A 17,950-nucleotide genomic window follows, 5' to 3' on the forward strand; every position below is an offset into this window, starting at 1 on the left:
CATGATTACTTTTGACTGCGTTGAGCTGGCAGAAGCAGTAGCAGGTAAACTGCTCTGGGGAGAACCTGACAGGACTTTTTACGGTGTAACCACCGACTCCAGAAAGGTCACCAAGGATAGTTTATTTATCCCGCTAATCGGAGAAAAATTTGACGGTCACGATTATATAGAGCAGTGCTTCAAGGCTGGTGCTTCGGTTTGCCTGACTTCTAAACAAATACTGCCCGTTGCAGGCTGCTCTGCGGTTTTAGTGGATGATACCGCCAAGGCGTTACGGGATTTGGCTACATGGCATCGCAGAAAATTTGATATACCTGTGGTAGGAATAACAGGAAGCGTGGGTAAAACCAGTACAAAAGACATGGTATCATGTGTGCTGTCTCAAAAGTATTGTGTTTTAAAGACTCAGGGTAATTTCAATAATGAAATAGGCCTTCCGTTGACTGTTTTGAATATTGATAACAGCCACGAAACGGCTGTAATAGAGATGGGGATGAGCGGTTTTGGCGAAATCAGCCGGCTTACTGCTATTGCCATACCCCGTATTGTAATAATAACAAACATAGGTGTTTCTCATATTGAAAAGCTGGGTTCACAGGAGGGAATTTTAAAGGCGAAGCTGGAAATTCTTGAGGGCCTAAATAAGGATGGATTAGTAGTATTGAACGGAGATGACCCGCTACTTAAGCCTTTGAAGGGAAAGCTTCCTTTCAGGACTGTTTTCTATGGAATGAACAGCGGAAGCGATTACACAGCCTTAAACTATCAAACCATGGGAGAGCAGGGAACTAGCTTTGAAATAACAGTAAACGGTTATGAGTATAATGTTGAAATTCCTGTTCCCGGTATACATAATGTATACAATGCACTGGCTGCTATTGCAGTGGGAATTGAAATGAAGATTCCAATGGAGATAATTCTTGATGGAATTAAACAGTTCAGTCCGGGAAATATGAGACAGAGCATAATAAATCACAATGGCATTAAAATTATAAATGATGCCTACAACGCAAGTCCTCAGTCAATGCAGGCAGCAATCAACGTTCTTGAAGAAATATCTTCAGGTTCACGAAGTATTGCTGTTTTGGGAGATATGTTCGAAATGGGGGATATGTCAAGGGATTTGCACTACTCAGTGGGAGACTTTATAAAAAACAAAAAGATAAACTATCTGGTTACCGTAGGACAGGATTCAGGAATGATATCTCAGGCAGTGGCTGATTCAGGCAATAGTGAGATAAAATTGCGTCATTTTGAGAACAACGAAGAAGCACTTAAATATATTCTGGGAATAGTAATGCCCGGAGATTACATATTGATTAAAGGCTCAAGAGGAATGAAAATGGAAGAAATCGCTGACGGAATAATCAAGTCAGAATGATTTCCATATAAATAAACAGGGGGAAATTGTTTTGCTTACTTTTTCTTTGACATCTGAACATATAATAGCGTTTGCGGCAGCGTTTGTGCTTGCTCTGATTGCAGGCCCGATATTAATTCCGTTTCTGCGGAGGTTAAAATTCGGCCAGACAGTAAGAGACGACGGGCCGCAGACTCATTTAAAAAAAATGGGGACGCCGGCTATTGGGGGGCTTATTTTTATTGTCCCGGTAACGCTTACATCAATATACTTTTATCAAAGCTATCCCCAGATAATACCAGTACTGATGTCAACATTGGGATTTGCTGCAGTTGGATTTATTGATGATTTTATAAAGGTTGTAAAAAAGAGGAAGGACGGACTTTTTGCAGGTCAGAAAACTTTCTTTCAATTGATTGTATGTGTTTCCTTTGCTTTTTATGTCATGAGGTATACAGAAGCCGGAAGCTCAATAGCAATTCCGTTTACAAATATAATTATACAACCTTGGATTTACTTTATATTCATAGTATTATTTATGTACTTCTTTTCTAATGCCGTAAACATTACAGATGGTTTGGATGGACTTTGTGCGGGAGTTACACTGGTTGTAGCCATATTTTTTACAATCGTTTCTCTAACAAATGGTGAGTGGGGGTACATAAAAGTATTTTCTGCTGCTATTGCAGGAGGTTGTCTTGGATTTCTGGCGTTTAACATTCATCCCGCAAAGGTTTTCATGGGTGACACCGGAAGTCTTGCATTGGGGGGAGCATTGACATCCATAGCGGTTATGATGCGTATGCCCCTTATATTATTTCTTGTAGGCGGCATATACCTGATAGAAGCACTTTCGGTAATTCTTCAGGTTGCATCCTTTAAACTAACCGGAAAGCGTATTTTTAAAATGGCGCCTATACACCATCATTTTGAACTAAAAGGGTGGAGGGAAACCAAGGTAGTAGCAGTGTTTATTGTAGCAACGGTACTGCTTGCAATTGCTTCACTGATTGTGATTGGTTCAGACTTATTTTGATAATGGGAATTAATAACATACTTTTTACATATAATCAAAATATACACGGTACAAGGCTGGAGGAATGAAATGAAGAACAAGAACACAAAGCCTTTTGATTTTTGGATATTTGCAGCAGTAATTTTGTTACTTTCATTGGGAACCATAATGGTATTCAGCTCCAGTTATTATTTTTCTACGCAAAAGACTGGGGAGTCATTTTTGCTGTTAAGGCCGCAACTCCTTTACATGGCATTGAGTATTGCGGTTCTGGTAGGGACGATGAATTTTGACTATCGTAAATGGGGCAAGATATCGCCTATTATTCTTATGGTAAGCATAGGTTTACTTATATTGGTATTAATCCCTGGAGTAGGGCAGAGGCAAAACGGTGCACAGAGATGGCTTGGAGTGGGTTCAAAAACTATTCAGCCCTCTGAGTTGGCAAAGCTGGGAATTATTATGTTTTTGTCTTTCAGCCTGTCCAAGAGAAAGGATGTTTTGCAGTCGTTTACTAAAGGACTGTTACCATATCTTCTCTTAATAGGATTTGTCGCCGGACTGGTTGTAGTAGAACCTCATTTAAGCGGTACTCTTATTATCGTAATTACTTCGTTTATAATACTTTTCTGTGCGGGAGCAAAGATATCACACTTTGTTGTTATGGCAGCCCCCGGTGTAGTGGCCATGGTTGGTGCGATACTCATGGCTTCCTACCGATTAGACAGGGTAAAGGCGTGGCTACACCCCTTTGATTTCTACAAGGATCAGGGTTGGCAGACGGTTCAATCTTTGCTGGCTATCGGTTCGGGAGGAATCTTTGGAAGAGGGCTGGGACAAAGTATGCAGAAGTATCTTTGGATTCCCGAACCTTATAATGACTATATCTTTGCAGTGTTGTCGGAGGAGCTTGGATTTATAGGGGCACTTGTGGTAATGCTATTGTTTCTTATATTTATTTGGAGGGGCATAAAGGTTGCCATGAATGCGCCGGATACCTTTGGAAGCCTTATGGCCACAGGTATAACCTGCCTTATAGGTCTGCAATTTCTGTTTAACGTTGCAGTTGTAACAAATTCCATACCGCCGACAGGTATATCTCTTCCGTTCTTTAGTTATGGGGGAACATCACTGGTATTTCTTATGTTTGGAGTTGGAATACTGCTAAATATATCAAGATATTCAAATTATGAACGATTCTGAGGTGAGATCATTTGAAGGTTTTAATAGCAGGAGGAGGAACGGGAGGACATATAAATCCCGGACTGGCGATTGCAAAGTATATAAAGCAAAAGGAAGCAGAAGCTGATATTGCATTTGTAGGGACAAAAAAAGGCTTGGAGACAAAACTGGTTCCCAGAGAAGGTTTTCCTTTGGAAACCATTACTGTGAGGGGTTTCAAAAGAAAGCTTTCGCTGGATACACTAATTGCTATAAAGGAACTGATACAGAGTTTCTTTCAGGCATCAAGACTTTTAAAAAGAATTAAGCCGGATGTTGTTATTGGTACAGGAGGATATGTATGCGGTCCTGTGCTATATATGGCAGCCAAAAAAGGAATACCCACATTAATACATGAATCAAATGCTTTTCCGGGTGTAACCAACAGGCTGCTTGAAAGATATGTCAATTATGTTGCTATAAGCTTCAAAGATGCGGAAAAGTACTTTAAGAATAAGAAAAAGCTGGTTCTCACCGGTAATCCGGTAAGGGAGGAGTTGCTTAAATCCGACAGAGAAATTGTTGTATCCGATTTGGGCATGGTTGAGGGAAAACCTTTGATAGTTGCAATGGGAGGCAGCAGGGGAGCAAGGAAAATCAACGAAACAATTGCCGATATGCTCAACAACTATTTCAAGGGTGAATTTAACCTGATTTTTGCAACAGGAGAAGCTCAGTTCGATGATATAAGTGCAACTGTTAAAGTTGATGAGAAGTACAAGAGTATGGTAAAAGTAGTACCTTACATATATAATGTAGATCAGGTTTATACAGCAAGCGATTTGATGATTTGCAGAGCAGGAGCCATAACAATAAGTGAGCTTCAAGTAATGGGGATACCTTCAATTCTGATTCCATCACCTTATGTGACAGCAAACCATCAGGAGCATAATGCAAGGTCACTGGAGAGAGACGGCGGAGCAGTGGTAATACTTGAAAGCGAACTTAATGCTGATTTGCTCTATAAACAAATTTGCAGTTTAATTTTCAATAAGGATGTATTGAAGAAGATGTCAAAAAATGCTTCGAAAAACAGTGTAACAGATTCAGTTGAAAAAATATATCACCTTATCAAGGAGATAATATAAAAACAGCAGGAGTAAACTCCTGCTGTTTTTCTTACTTTAAGCCTGTGGGTTTTGATCTCTGAAAGAAGAAAAAACCTTCTTTACTATAGTACCACCGATCTTTCCTGCATCTCTGGAAGTGATATCACCATTATAACCTTCCTTCAAGTTGACACCAACTTCTCTTGCAACTTCGTACTTCATGTTGTCAAAAGCTCCACTGCTTCTTCCGCCACTTCTGTTGTTAGCCATAATAAATCACCTCCTTAGTGATTATTATGGCACATAAAGTCCAAAATATAATAAGTAAAAAATGGATTTTTAGCTAAGCAACTAAGAGAAAAAAGATAAAAAATATGTAGACTATTGTTGAAATATGTGATAGAATCATTTCCGGATAAAAAAACTTTTAAATTAGTCCAGAGAGGCTAGTAAGGGTATATATGGGAAAAGTGTATTTTTATGGATAGAGACCCTACCTTACTGCGCCTAGTCAGTAAGGTTTTTTTATTTGCATAAATCAATTTTCGTATGTTGGATATGATTAGAATTATCATATTAAAATATACGAGTTGATTACAAAATTTTTGGAGGGGATTTATACAATGAAAAAAGAAAGACCGGTAATACAAGTTGACCAAAAAGTTCCTTTTTTAAAGGCAATACCTCTCAGTTTACAGCACCTTTTCGCAATGTTTGGGGCATCTGTATTAGTACCGTTTTTATTTAACGGTTATGCAAAAAGCGATTTTCTGAAAAACGTTCTTCACACAACACTTGACAAGCTTACACCGGACCAATTGGTTCAGTACAACAACGTTCAGGTTATAGACCCGGCACTTGTACTTTTACTTAACGGTATTGGAACATTAATTTATCTGCTGCTTTGCAAAGGAAAAGCTCCTGCATTTCTAGGCTCCAGCTTTGCGTTCCTTTCACCTACAGCTTCAATAATTGCAAGTTCAACAAGTTATAACGATAACTTTTCAAAGGCACTGGGCGGGTATATAGTGTGCGGTTTGATATTTGTAATAGTAGCTCTCATAATAGGCAAAGTCGGTACAAGCTGGCTTGATGTAGTTCTTCCGCCTGCTGCGATGGGCCCTATAGTTGCACTTATAGGACTTGAGCTTTCTGGCAGTGCTGCTAACATGGCGGGTCTTCTACCAAATGAAAAAGGTGCTTTTGACACCAAAGCTATAATTATATCTCTGGTAACTCTTGCAATAGTCATAATAGGAAACCTTTGTTTCAGGGGCTTTCTTTCGGTAATACCTGTACTGGTTGCCGTTGTTGCCGGTTACGGTCTGGCAGCTGTAATGGGCTATGTCAATACTGATTCAGTAACATCTGCACATTGGTTCAGTATACCAACCTTTGTAATGCCTTCATTCAGCTTTAATGCCATGTTAATAATGGCACCTGCAGCACTAGTAGTTATGTCGGAACATATTGGACACCTTTTTGTAACCAGCAACATAGTTGGAAGGGACTTGACTAAGGATCCCGGACTACACAGGTCGTTACTGGGAGACGGATTGTCAACAATTCTTTCCGGATTTTGCGGTTCATGCCCGACAACAACCTATGGTGAGAATATGGGAGTAATGGCGATAACACGAGTTTACAGTGTTTGGGTTATCGGAGGAGCAGGCGTTATCTCAATAATAATCGCTTTCATAGGTAAGCTTTCCGGAATTATATCAAGTATTCCGCAACCAGTAATGGGCGGTGTAAGTCTGCTGTTGTTTGGTGTAATTGCGGCTTCCGGTATCAGAATGATAGTTGAAGCAAAAATAGACTACAGCAAATCAAAGAACCTTATACTTACTGCAGTAGTATTTGTAATCGGTATCAGCGGAGCAGCAATAAAGCTTCCCGGAAATGTAGAGCTAAAGGGAATGGTTCTTGCTACTCTGGTTGGAATAGTAATAAGCACAATATTCTATGTCCTTGAAAAATTAAAGTTGACAAACGACTAATAATATAAAAAAGCTTGTTCAGGTTGATATATTCAATCTGAACAAGCTTTTTTTGTTTTAACAAAAATCGTTATATAATCAGGAGCTTCTCCGTGATTGAAGCCTTAATGTAAGAAATTTCTTCCTTCGTCTCAGCTCAGATGGATATATAAAAACATCATTTTTAATAAGTCCCAGAACATGATTAACAATTTTTTCTGCCGAAGCATGGTCGAAATAAATCCTTTGAGACTGCTTTATTTCATTAAGCCCCTTTGCATTATCAGCCAGTAAACCGGATACCACAGCAGCCAAAGATGATAAATCATCACAATATATACCAAGATGATTATTAACCGCAAAATCGGGATTTTCCTGTTCTTGTCCCGGTAATGCGCCTGTTATTATAAGCGGCACGTTGCAGGCAACCCCTTCCATCATAACATTGGGGCTGCCCCTGGTAAAAGCGATATCTGATTTCAGCATAAAATCCTGAATATTGGTTACATAGCCATATACTTCAACTCTCCCCGGAAATTGCTGAGAAAGAGTCTTTTCCAGTTTTTCCTTCATAGATTCATTTCTGCCTGCAATAATGCGTATATTACAATTAAAATTGTCCAGAAGAATTCGGGCAACATTATTCATATCCCCGGAACCTTCTCCACCGCTCATAATAAGACATTCCAACGGTCTGTCCAAAGTATAGTCATTATGCTCGATTTTCTGTGAAATATGCTGTGTAAATCTGGACCTGACAGGGAAACCTATAACTTCTAATTTGTGTGCAGGTACACCGAACCCCATACATCTTTGCTTTGCTTCTTCAGTAGGACAGATTATACAGTCGGCTCTTGAATCGGCCCACATGGGTGATATACTTACCAAATCCGCTACAAAAGTTGCAAAAGGTATATTGATTTTATATTCTTTAAGTATGTTTATAATAGGTGTATTAAAAACTGGATGTACACTTAAAATCAAATCGGGTTTTAGTTTCCTTAATAACTTTATAAAATTTTCCCTAATTGTTAGTTCTGTAAACTCATGAATAAAGGTCGGGTTCCTTTTGGAAATCTTCCATGCAAGCTTCCATATTTCCTTTGCATTTCTGGTTACCATACCATAGGACTTACCTACCTTTATCCACATATTGCCGCCAAGTTCGAATCCATCTATTATATTTAAGCAGACATCTTCATGCATGCAAAATTGCTCCTGTAAAGCTTCGCTGATACTTTTATGACCATGTCCCGTATAATCTGAAGATATTATTACAACATTTTTCATGCTTTTTCATTGCCTCCAATAAAGATTATGTATCATTTACCAAACTAATTATATAATATTACAGTCTTTTAGTAAATTGATAGGTATTTTCAACTCTTTTTATTGTACGTTAATAAAATATAAAAGTTTGATTTATTTTCATATAATTAATATATCCAAACGTTATAATCGCATTACACTTTTCATATATTTATAACGCTTGATATTTGTCCGCTTAATAAAATTCCGGGGATGTGAGGTTTTTGAAAAAAACTGCAAAAGTATTGATAACAGTTATGATTATTTTATCAAACCTGATATGTACTAATATTGTAAAAGCAGATGATACAAATGATGACGGACCCATTACAAAAGACATACTTAAAAATGAGAGCTGGGAGGTAGCCGGAAATCAGCTGCCAAGAGTTTCTGCAGGTGCTGCAATTGTAATGGATGTACAAAGCGGCAGGGTTTTATATGAAAAAAATGCATATAAGAGAAGTTCCATTGCGAGTACAACAAAAATAATGACTGCAATAGTTGCCATTGAAAATGGAAGTGATGATGAAGATGTTATTGTTAGCAAAAAGGCAGCATCTATCGGGGGGTCAAGAGTAAAGCTTAAAGAGGGAAAAACATATAAACTGGGAAACCTTCTCAATGCAATGATGCTCAGGTCAGGGAATGATGCTGCTATTGCAATAGCCGAGCATGTGGGAGGTTCTGTTGAAGCATTTGCTGTAATGATGAATAGAAAAGCCGCTGAAATAGGAGCAACCAATACCAACTTTGTAACACCTCATGGATTGGATGATCCCCAGCATTACTCAACTCCTTACGATCTCGCATTGATTACCCAATATGCTTTAAAGAATGAAAAGTTCTGCAATATAGTAAGCACAAAATCCTCGACCTTTGAAGGGAATCCCATTAATAATACGAACGAGATGCTAAGCCTATACCCGGGAGCAGACGGAGTAAAAACAGGATATACCGGTCAGGCAGGAAGATGCCTTGTAACCTCTGCTACACATAATGGGTGGAAGATTATATCCGTAGTGTTAAATTGCTCCACAAGGTCTGTCAGGGCTCAGAGTAGCAAGATATTGCTGGATTATGCATTTGGCAACTACAATACATACGACTATCTGAAGCGGGGCCAGCAGATATCAGAAATAGGCTTACATAAAGGTTTAAACAATGCAGTTGGAATATGTTCTGATAAAGATATTTCAATTCCATTGAAAAAGGACGAAGCTGACAGGATTAAGGTAGAATATGATATTCCTAAAACACTGGAAGCACCGATACAAAAAGGTAGCAGGATAGGTACCGTTAAATATATTCTGGACGGTAAAGTGCTGGCATCAACTGATGTCAAAGCAACGGATAATATAAAAAGAAAGGACTTCTACTACTATTTTGACCGGATATTTAAAACATGGGCAAGACTTGTACATCAACGTTAAAGATGGCATAATAGTAAGGTATTTTTTACTTTTACGTACGAAGAGGGAATTTTGATGAAAACACTGCTGGTAGGCGCAAATTCAAAATATATTCACACCTGTCTTGCAATATGGTATCTCAAAGCAAGTATACATGAAATTGACTCTATAACTGTCCGGGAGTTTACCATAAATGATATAAAGGATAATATTCTTTCGGAAATTTACAGGGAAAAGCCCGGCATTATAGCATTTTCATGTTATATATGGAATATTGGGATTGTGCTTTCAATATCAAAGGAGCTTAAGAAGCTGTTGCCGGATTGTTGCATAATTCTGGGAGGGCCTGAGGTTTCTTATGATTCTGAGCAAATCATGTGGGCAAATCCGGACGTTGATTTCATTATATGTGGAGAGGGAGAGGACGTATTCCCGGTTTTGGTAAAGGACTTATATACCGGTACGGAGCAGTATAAAACATTACAGGGAATAGCTTACAGAAGCAGCTGCTCTGTAATGTGCAATAAGGGCTTTAATCTGGTTAAAGAGCTTGATAAAATTCCTTCGCCATATAGTAACGAATTAATGAAAACAACATTGAATAGAATTGTTTATTACGAATCATCCAGAGGCTGCCCATTTTCCTGTTCCTATTGTATTTCATCTACCTTCAAAGGGACAAGATTCTTTAGTATGGAACGTGTAAAAAGTGATATATGTAGAATTCTTGAGTATAAACCAAGACTTATAAAATTTGTTGACAGGACGTTTAACTGCCATAGGCAAAGGGCAAAAGAAATATTAAGATTCTTAATATCCTTAAATTGTGAAACGGTTTTCCACTTTGAGGCAGCCGCAGACCTCTTTGACGGTGAGATGCTGGATATACTTAGAAAAGCCCCAAAAGGCAGGATTCAGCTTGAAATAGGAATTCAGACTATAAACACTCAAACATTGAAGGAAATTGACAGAGTAACGGATATAGACGTGTTGACCGAGAATGTGAAAAAAATCCTGAGCATAGGAAATATCCATGTGCATCTTGACCTGATAGCAGGTTTGCCTTATGAGGATTTTGAAGGTTTTAAAAAATCCTTTAATTATGTCTATAACCTGAAACCTCACCAGCTTCAACTGGGCTTCCTGAAAATGCTAAAGGGCTCAAGAATACGGGCAGAATCTGAAAAACACGGTTTCTATTTCAGAGACTATGCACCATACGAAATTTTGAAAAATAAGTATATTTCATATAACGAAATCCTTCTTCTAAAGGACATAGAGGAGGCTTTTGAGAGATATTACAATTCTGGCAGGTTTGATAATTCACTAAACTTTATTGAAGCGGATTGTTTTCCTTCGGATTCATTTATTATGTATGAAAGGTTGGCCCGTTATTGCAGGGAAAACGGATATCTGGATAGACCTGTATCTTATAAAGAAAATATAAAGATTCTATACAGTTTCTATAAAGACATTTGCATAGATAGTACAGACTTTGAAAAGTTCAGGCAATACATGATACTTGATTTTCTCAGCACAGACAGTTCCGGTGCAATTCCGGATTGCCTTAAAAGGGAAGATGATTCTCTGTCTCCCGGTGATATTCACTCTATGCTTAGAAATGGAGAGTTTATTGATAGATATCTTCCTCAATACAAAGGTACTCAGGCAAAAAATATTTTGAAAAGAGTATTCTTTGTTAAATTAAATTTATTATATCCATCTGATGAAGTGCTTTTGTTTGACTATTCATCCAAAGATGAAGTTTCAGGTAAGTATCGGAATGTTTCAGCAAAAATATAAATATCACAATAAGTTTGAGAACCCCGATGTCAGAGATGACCGACATTCGGGGTTTCTTTTTTCCCTCTGTATCCTTTTATAAACTGACAAACAGAAAAGTGTGTATTTAATAATATTTTTAAAATGACCACATATATTTTAAAATGAGAAATGTTTTATAAAATTACTAATTAACTACCACGGCATAAAAGGGAGGGGCTTAAATGACCAAACCGGAATTTGATTTTAGGGAACTGATTAAAAGAGACAGAGAGGAACATATACGCAAACAATTTGATGGAATATTCCTGGATTATTTGCAATTAGTTAAATCCAATCCGGAGATTGCCATGCTGTCTCATCAAAGATTGTATGAGCTTATCAGCTGCAAGGGAGTTGAAGCTGTCAAAACCGAGGAAAATCCAAGGTTAAGAAGAATTTACGGAAACGATATAATTAAAAAATACACATTCTTTGAAGACGATTTTTTTGGAATTGATAAAACAATAATGAAAATTGTAAGGTATTTCCACTCCGCTGCCATGGCCGGAGAAGAGGCCAGACAAGTTTTGTATCTGGTGGGGCCTGTGGGGGCAGGTAAATCATCGCTGATGGAAGCACTGAAAAAGGCTTTGGAATCCGCTCCGCCTGTATATTCCTTGAAAGACTGCCCAATGAGGGAAGAACCACTTCATTTAATTCCAAAGCATCTTCGAAAAGATTTTGAGGAAAAATTAAATGTAAAAATTGAAGGTGATTTGTGTCCGGTTTGCAGATATCGTTTGAAGAATGAATATAACGGTGAGTATGAAAAGTTTCCGGTTGAATCAACAGGCTTTTCAATTAGGTCAAGAAAGGGTGTAGGCGTAGTACCTCCGGTAGACCCTAACAACCAGGATACATCAATACTAACCGGAAGCGTTGATATATCAAAAATAGACCTTTATTCAGAAGACGACCCAAGGGTACTATCGCTCAATGGTGCTTTTAATGCGGGAAACAGAGGTATTGTGGAATTTATAGAAGTATTCAAAAATGAAACTGAATACCTTCACACCATGATAACTGCAACTCAGGAAAAATCCATTCCATCGCCGGGAAAAGGTGCAATGATATATTTCGATGGAGTCATATTGGCTCATTCCAATGAAGCAGAATGGAACAAATTCAAGTCAGACCATACAAATGAAGCAATTCTGGACAGAATTGTAAGAATTGAGGTACCCTACTGCCTTGAACTAAACGAGGAAATAAAAATATATAAGAAAATGCTATCAAAGAGCAAATTCAAGGCACACATAGCACCTCATACCATAGAAATTGCATCCATGTTTGCAATACTGACCAGATTAAGCCCATCCAACAAGGTAGACCCGCTTACCAAGCTTAAAATATACAACGGTGAAGAAATTCTGGAAAAAGGAATGACTCGTAAAATAGATATATTTGAGCTTCGTGAAGAAGCACCCAGGGAGGGCATGACGGGCATATCGACCAGATTTATAATGAAAGCTCTTGATACTGCATTGTCCGAATCGGAGAATGATTGTATAAATCCAATTGCGGTTATGGAAGCTTTGATAAAATCCGTAAAAGAGCTTGGAATCGGGGATGACGAAAAAGAACGTTATTTAAGGCTTATATATGATTCAGTAAAGAAGGAATACAATAAAATTCTGGAAAAAGAGGTTACAAAGGCGTTTATCCATGGATACAGAGAGCAGGCTGAAAGTCTTTTCAACAATTACCTTGACCACGCAGAGGCTTTTGTCAACAAGACCAAGATAAAAGATAAGAACACAGGTGAGGAGCTGGAGCCGGATGAAAAATTTATGCGTTCCATTGAAGAACAGATAGGTATCTCAGATACTGCGGTAAAGGGGTTCAGGTCGGATGTCACCGCATATATGTTCTTTGTTATGAGAAATGGGGGAAGTCTGGATTATACAAGCTATGAGCCTTTGAAGGATGCAATAGAGAAAAAGCTGACTGCATCCGTTCGAGATTTAAGCAGGATTATAACACAGGCAAAAGTAAGGGATAAGGAACAGACCCAGAAATACAACACAATGGTTGAGGAAATGAAGAAGAACGGCTACTGCGACCACTGCTGCAATGTCATATTGAAATATGCTGCAAACAATCTGTGGAAGGATTAATTGGAGGGTCAAGTATGGCTATTTTCAGAGACTGCAGTAACATCGGCAAAGACAGGTCAGCCGAAGATAGAAGGAGACACAGGGAACTTGTTGAGGAATCCATAAAGAAGAATCTAGGCAGTATTATTGCAGAAGAAAGCATAATAGGCAAAAGTAAGGATAAGAAAATCAAGATTCCCATAAAAGGAATAAAGGAATTCCAGTTTATATATGGCAAATCCAAGCCCGGCGTAGGAGCAGGTGACGGTAATGAAAAAAGGGGCGATAAATTTGCGGGAGAGGCACAGGAAGGAAAAGGCAAGGGAGGTGCCGGAAATCAGGAAGGAGAAGAGGTTTTTGAGACAGAGATAACCATTGAAGAGGTAATAAAATACCTTTTTGACGACATGAACCTTCCCGATATTGATAAAAAGCAGCTATCCCAGTTGGAGGAAAAAAGCTACAGAAAGCTTGGTTACCAGCATAAAGGTATTCCTCCGAGACTTGCCAAAAAACGCTCAGTCATTGAAAAAATAAAGCGTAAACAAGCATCCAAAAGGTCTGAAGATGGAGAGGATACTACATATGATAAAGAGGAAGCTGAAGAAAGGTTTCCATTTATAGAAGAGGATTTAAGGTATTACAGAATCAAAGAGGATAACAAAAGGGATTATAATGCAGTTGTGCTGTGTATTATGGATGTTTCGGGTTCAATGGATCAAACAAAAAAATATCTGGCAAGAAGCTTTTATTTCCTTTTGTATCAATTCCTGCGATTGAAATATGCCAACGTGGATGTTGTTTTCATAGCTCACACAACAACTGCAAAGGAAGTAAACGAAAGAGAGTTTTTCCACCGGGGTGAATCCGGTGGAACCTACATCAGCAGCGGATATGACAAAGCACTGGAAATTATTGCAGAAAGATATAGTCCTACCAACTGGAACATTTATGCTTTCCACTGTAGTGACGGAGACAACTGGTCTGAAGATAATAAAAGAGCTGTAGAAAGTGCTAACAAGCTTTGTGAGGTATGCAATCTGTTCGGCTATGGAGAAATAGTACCCGGTTATTACAATATAGGCAGTACCATAAAAAACGAATTTCAGACCAAGATTAAAAGTAAGAACTTTGCAGCTATTAATATCAATAAAAAAGAGGATGTCCTTCCGGCACTTAAAAAGCTCCTTGATAAAGCAAGCGACAGGGACGAGAAGGCGATTTTAAATTAGATTAAATATTAAATAAATCGGGAGGAATAAAAAGCTAATGGCGGATTTTAGTTTAAAGGAGCTGGAATACTGGAATGAGCGTATAGAAAAAATAGCGGTGGAAAGCGGCCTGAACTTTTATAATCAGGAATTTGAAATAATAAACTATGAAGATATGATAGGCTATGAATCATACGTAGGAATGCCATCCCACTATCCCCACTGGAGTTACGGAAAATCTTACGAGAGGATTAAAACTCTACATAAATATAATCTTACAGGACTTCCGTATGAAATGGTTATAAACTCCAACCCGTGTATAGCCTACCTGATGAAGGATAATTCACTTCTTGTTCAGATACTTACAATAGCACATGTATATGCACATAATGATTTTTTCAAAAATAACAGGCTTTTCAATAAAGGAACAAAAGCTGAGTATGCAGTAGAGACCTTTAAAAACCATGCGAACCGTATACGTGATTATATCTCTGATCCGAGCATCGGTTATGCAAAAGTCGAAAAGATTCTTAATGCAGCACATGCTATAAAACTGCAAACGGAAAGGATAATTGACTTCCGCAATAATAAAAAGGAAAAAGAGAAATCAAAATCCGCTTTATCTGAACATAAATCTGATTTTCCGAATCTTGAAAGGTACTCCGGAAATGAAAGGAAGGATGACACTGAGTCTGGCAGTCAGGAAATAAAAATACCGGAGGAGCCTCAGGAGGACATACTAAGCTTTATTGAAGAATATGGCCGTTTGCAGGACTGGGAAAAGGATATACTTTCTATTGTAAGAGAAGAAGCCCAGTACTTTATACCACAGATTGAAACAAAAATAATGAATGAGGGTTGGGCCAGTTTCTGGCATTTTACCATATTAAACAAGCTTGAACTTCCTCAGAATATGCATTTTGAATTCTTAAGAAAACACAATGAGGTAATCAGGCCTTTAAAATCAAGTATAAATCCTTATTTCATAGGATATAAAATCATTGAGAACCTATATAATACACAGGGTATAGATAAAATATTTGAGGTAAGGGAAAACGAGAGAGATCAATCTTTTATCAGAAGATACCTGACGCAGGAATTATGCGGTGAAATGAATCTTTTTGAATATATAGCTACGGGAAACGATTATATGATTTCAGAGGTTTCAGATGATGAGGGCTGGAAAAAGGTAAGGGATACTTTGTGCAATACAGTGGGTATTGGGAGTATTCCTACAATAAAAGTAACTGAATGGAGCACAAAGGAGAATACTTTATTCCTTGAACACGAATTCGACGGGCGTGAACTGGAATTGAGCTACGCTTATGAAACCCTTAAACATCTTGTGGATTTATGGAAGGGAAAAGTCGTATTGACTACACACCTGGAAGAAAAGAAGAAAAATATATCATGTGATGAAATGAAAAGGATATCGCTGTACACTTGAGATAGAGCCACTTTCATAAAACTTGTTAGCACTCTTATTGGTTGAGTGCTAAAAAATACTTGAAACTTTACACTATTCGAGTTATATTATTAATAGTGTAAAAAATGAAGTGGAGGTAATATTATGAAACACGAAAGCGGAAGTATTTCAATAAATACGGAAAACATATTTCCAATAATTAAAAAGTGGTTGTACTCTGAAAAGGACATATTTATAAGGGAACTTGTGTCAAATGCAAGTGATGCCATTAGCAAAATGAAAAAACTTGATGCTATGGGAGAAGCCGAACTGCCCGAAGGTAATAAATTTGAAATAAAGGTCATTGTCAATAAAAATGATAAGACCATAAAAGTAATAGATAACGGATTGGGAATGACAGAGGAAGAAGTAAAAAAATATATAAATCAGATTGCTTTTTCAGGAGCAGTCGATTTTCTTGAAAAATACAAGGACAAGTCAGACGACGGGCAAATCATAGGTCACTTTGGACTTGGATTTTATTCGGCATTTATGGTATCACAGCGCGTTCAGATTGACACACTTTCATATCAAAAAGATGCAGCTGCTGTAAAGTGGGTAAGTGATGGAGGAACAGAATTTGAAATGTCAGATTCCGACAGGAATGAGAGAGGAACAACAATAACTCTCTATCTGGCTGATGACAGTCTGGAATTTACGGAAGAATTCACAATGAGAACTACCCTCGAGAAATATTTTGCCTTCCTGCCATATGAACTATATCTTGAGGATGCTGCAAAGGTAGAAGAAAAGAAAGAAGAAACAAAAGAAGGCGAAGAAACGCCAGATTCAGAGCCTAAAAAGCCTGAACCTTTAAATGATACACAGCCTCTTTGGCTGAAAAATCCAAAGGACTGTACAGACGAAGAGTATAAGCAGTTCTATTCAAAAGTGTTCCATGACTTTAATGAACCGCTTTTCTGGATACATTTAAATATGGATTACCCATTCAACCTAAAGGGTATACTTTATTTCCCTAAGCTCAAACACGAATTTGAGACTAACGAAGGGCAGATAAAGCTTTACTATAATCAGGTATTTGTTGCGGACAATATAAAAGAGGTAATTCCTGAATTTTTACTGTTATTAAAAGGTGTGCTGGATTGTCCTGATTTGCCCTTGAATGTTTCAAGAAGTTTCTTGCAGAACGATGGTTATGTAAACAAGATTTCCACTCACATAACAAAGAAGGTTGCAGACAAGCTTACATCCATATTTGAGAATGACCGGGAAAACTATAATAAATACTGGGATGACATAAATCCATTCGTTAAATATGGCTGTTTACGTGAAGAAAAATTCTATGACAGAGTCAAGGATGTACTTATATTCAAGTCAACCAAAGGAGGATACACTACTCTCAAGGAATATCTCGAAAACAATAAGGACAAACATGAGAACAAAGTATTCTATGTTTCAGATGAAAATCAGCAGGCTCAGTATATCAAGCTTTTTAATGAAAACGGAATGGAAGCGGTAATACTTACAAATATGATTGACAATCACTTTATGTCTCTCCTTGAAAGCAAAGGCGCAGGCCTGCAGTTTAACAGAATAGATGCTGATATTTCTGAAAGCATGAAGCACGAGAACACAGGTATTCCTGAAGCTGAAGTCAGCTATCTTGAAAATTTATTCAAGGAAACTGTAAATGATGAAAAACTTAAAATACAGGTTGAATCCTTGAAAAATGAAACTATACCGGCTGTAGTACTGCTGTCAGAGCAGTCAAGAAGAATGCAGGAAATGAGTAAGATGTTCGGGGGAATGGATATGGGTCATATGTTCCCAAAAGAACAGACTCTTGTGTTGAACTCTTCAAATAAACTCGTAAAGGCATTACTTGATTTAAAAGAAAAGGATGAAAGAAAAGAAGATGTGAAACTGGTAAGCGAACATATATATGATTTAGCCATGATGAGTCACCAGACTTTGGGGCCTGATGCAATGGCCAAATTTATACAAAGAAGTAATGAAATATTGATAAAAGTTCTTTAATATAAAAAAACGGCA

Annotated in this window: 13 protein-coding genes; 11 read left to right on the plus strand and 2 right to left on the minus strand. The window is 37.8% G+C overall.

Going from position 1 to position 17,950, the window contains the following annotated elements:
• Nucleotide 1 precedes the first annotated feature (1 nt).
• From murF to murG, 4 genes are all read left to right on the plus strand, one after another.
• Nucleotides 2–1,381 carry a UDP-N-acetylmuramoyl-tripeptide--D-alanyl-D-alanine ligase gene (gene murF, locus CLO1100_RS07130; RefSeq protein WP_014313089.1) on the plus strand — a complete coding sequence of 460 codons (1,380 nt, stop codon included), beginning with the start codon at nt 2–4 and terminating at the stop codon, nt 1,379–1,381.
• A 31-nt stretch (nt 1,382–1,412) separates the two neighbouring features.
• A complete protein-coding gene (gene mraY / locus CLO1100_RS07135) occupies nt 1,413–2,396 on the plus strand; it encodes a phospho-N-acetylmuramoyl-pentapeptide-transferase (protein ID WP_014313090.1) in 984 nt (327 codons plus the stop codon).
• Nucleotides 2,397–2,465: 69 nt separating this feature from the next.
• A complete protein-coding gene (ftsW, locus tag CLO1100_RS07140) occupies nt 2,466–3,578 on the plus strand; it encodes a putative lipid II flippase FtsW (RefSeq protein ID WP_014313091.1) in 1,113 nt (370 codons plus the stop codon).
• Nucleotides 3,579–3,589: 11 nt separating this feature from the next.
• Complete coding sequence (murG, locus tag CLO1100_RS07145; protein ID WP_014313092.1) at nt 3,590–4,684, plus strand: undecaprenyldiphospho-muramoylpentapeptide beta-N-acetylglucosaminyltransferase; 1,095 nt, start codon at nt 3,590–3,592, stop codon at nt 4,682–4,684.
• 36 nt (nt 4,685–4,720) lie between these two features.
• On the opposite strand, the gene CLO1100_RS07150 is transcribed toward murG, so the two are convergent.
• Nucleotides 4,721–4,915, minus strand: a complete 195-nt coding sequence (locus CLO1100_RS07150; RefSeq protein WP_014313093.1) for an alpha/beta-type small acid-soluble spore protein — start codon at nt 4,913–4,915, stop codon at nt 4,721–4,723.
• A gap of 353 nt (nt 4,916–5,268) precedes the next feature.
• Here CLO1100_RS07150 and uraA point away from each other — a divergent pair, with 353 nt between their 5' ends.
• Entirely contained in the window at nt 5,269–6,645 is a 1,377-nt protein-coding gene (uraA, locus tag CLO1100_RS07155) for a uracil permease (protein WP_014313094.1), read from the plus strand.
• A gap of 78 nt (nt 6,646–6,723) precedes the next feature.
• On the opposite strand, the gene CLO1100_RS07160 is transcribed toward uraA, so the two are convergent.
• On the minus strand, nt 6,724–7,914 hold the full coding sequence (locus CLO1100_RS07160) for a glycosyltransferase (protein ID WP_014313095.1): 1,191 nt from the start codon (nt 7,912–7,914) through the stop codon (nt 6,724–6,726).
• 233 nt (nt 7,915–8,147) lie between these two features.
• Between CLO1100_RS07160 and CLO1100_RS07165 the strand changes: the two genes are divergently transcribed.
• The 6 genes from CLO1100_RS07165 (at nt 8,148) to htpG (ending at nt 17,935) form a co-directional block, all read left to right on the plus strand.
• A complete protein-coding gene (locus CLO1100_RS07165) occupies nt 8,148–9,362 on the plus strand; it encodes a D-alanyl-D-alanine carboxypeptidase family protein (protein ID WP_242836695.1) in 1,215 nt (404 codons plus the stop codon).
• A 54-nt stretch (nt 9,363–9,416) separates the two neighbouring features.
• Nucleotides 9,417–11,144 (plus strand): B12-binding domain-containing radical SAM protein, encoded by a 1,728-nt coding sequence (locus CLO1100_RS07170; protein ID WP_014313097.1) that lies wholly within the window; start codon nt 9,417–9,419, stop codon nt 11,142–11,144.
• Nucleotides 11,145–11,347: 203 nt separating this feature from the next.
• Nucleotides 11,348–13,282, plus strand: coding sequence for a PrkA family serine protein kinase (locus tag CLO1100_RS07175; RefSeq protein ID WP_014313098.1), 1,935 nt, complete (start codon nt 11,348–11,350; stop codon nt 13,280–13,282).
• A gap of 14 nt (nt 13,283–13,296) precedes the next feature.
• Complete coding sequence (gene yhbH / locus CLO1100_RS07180; protein WP_014313099.1) at nt 13,297–14,493, plus strand: sporulation protein YhbH; 1,197 nt, start codon at nt 13,297–13,299, stop codon at nt 14,491–14,493.
• Between the two features lie 37 nt (nt 14,494–14,530).
• Entirely contained in the window at nt 14,531–15,919 is a 1,389-nt protein-coding gene (locus CLO1100_RS07185; protein ID WP_014313100.1) for a SpoVR family protein, read from the plus strand.
• 123 nt (nt 15,920–16,042) lie between these two features.
• Nucleotides 16,043–17,935, plus strand: coding sequence for a molecular chaperone HtpG (gene htpG / locus CLO1100_RS07190; RefSeq protein WP_014313101.1), 1,893 nt, complete (start codon nt 16,043–16,045; stop codon nt 17,933–17,935).
• Nucleotides 17,936–17,950: the final 15 nt, after the last annotated feature.

The organism is Clostridium sp. BNL1100 (assembly GCF_000244875.1).
Lineage (GTDB): Bacteria > Bacillota > Clostridia > Acetivibrionales > DSM-1351 > Ruminiclostridium.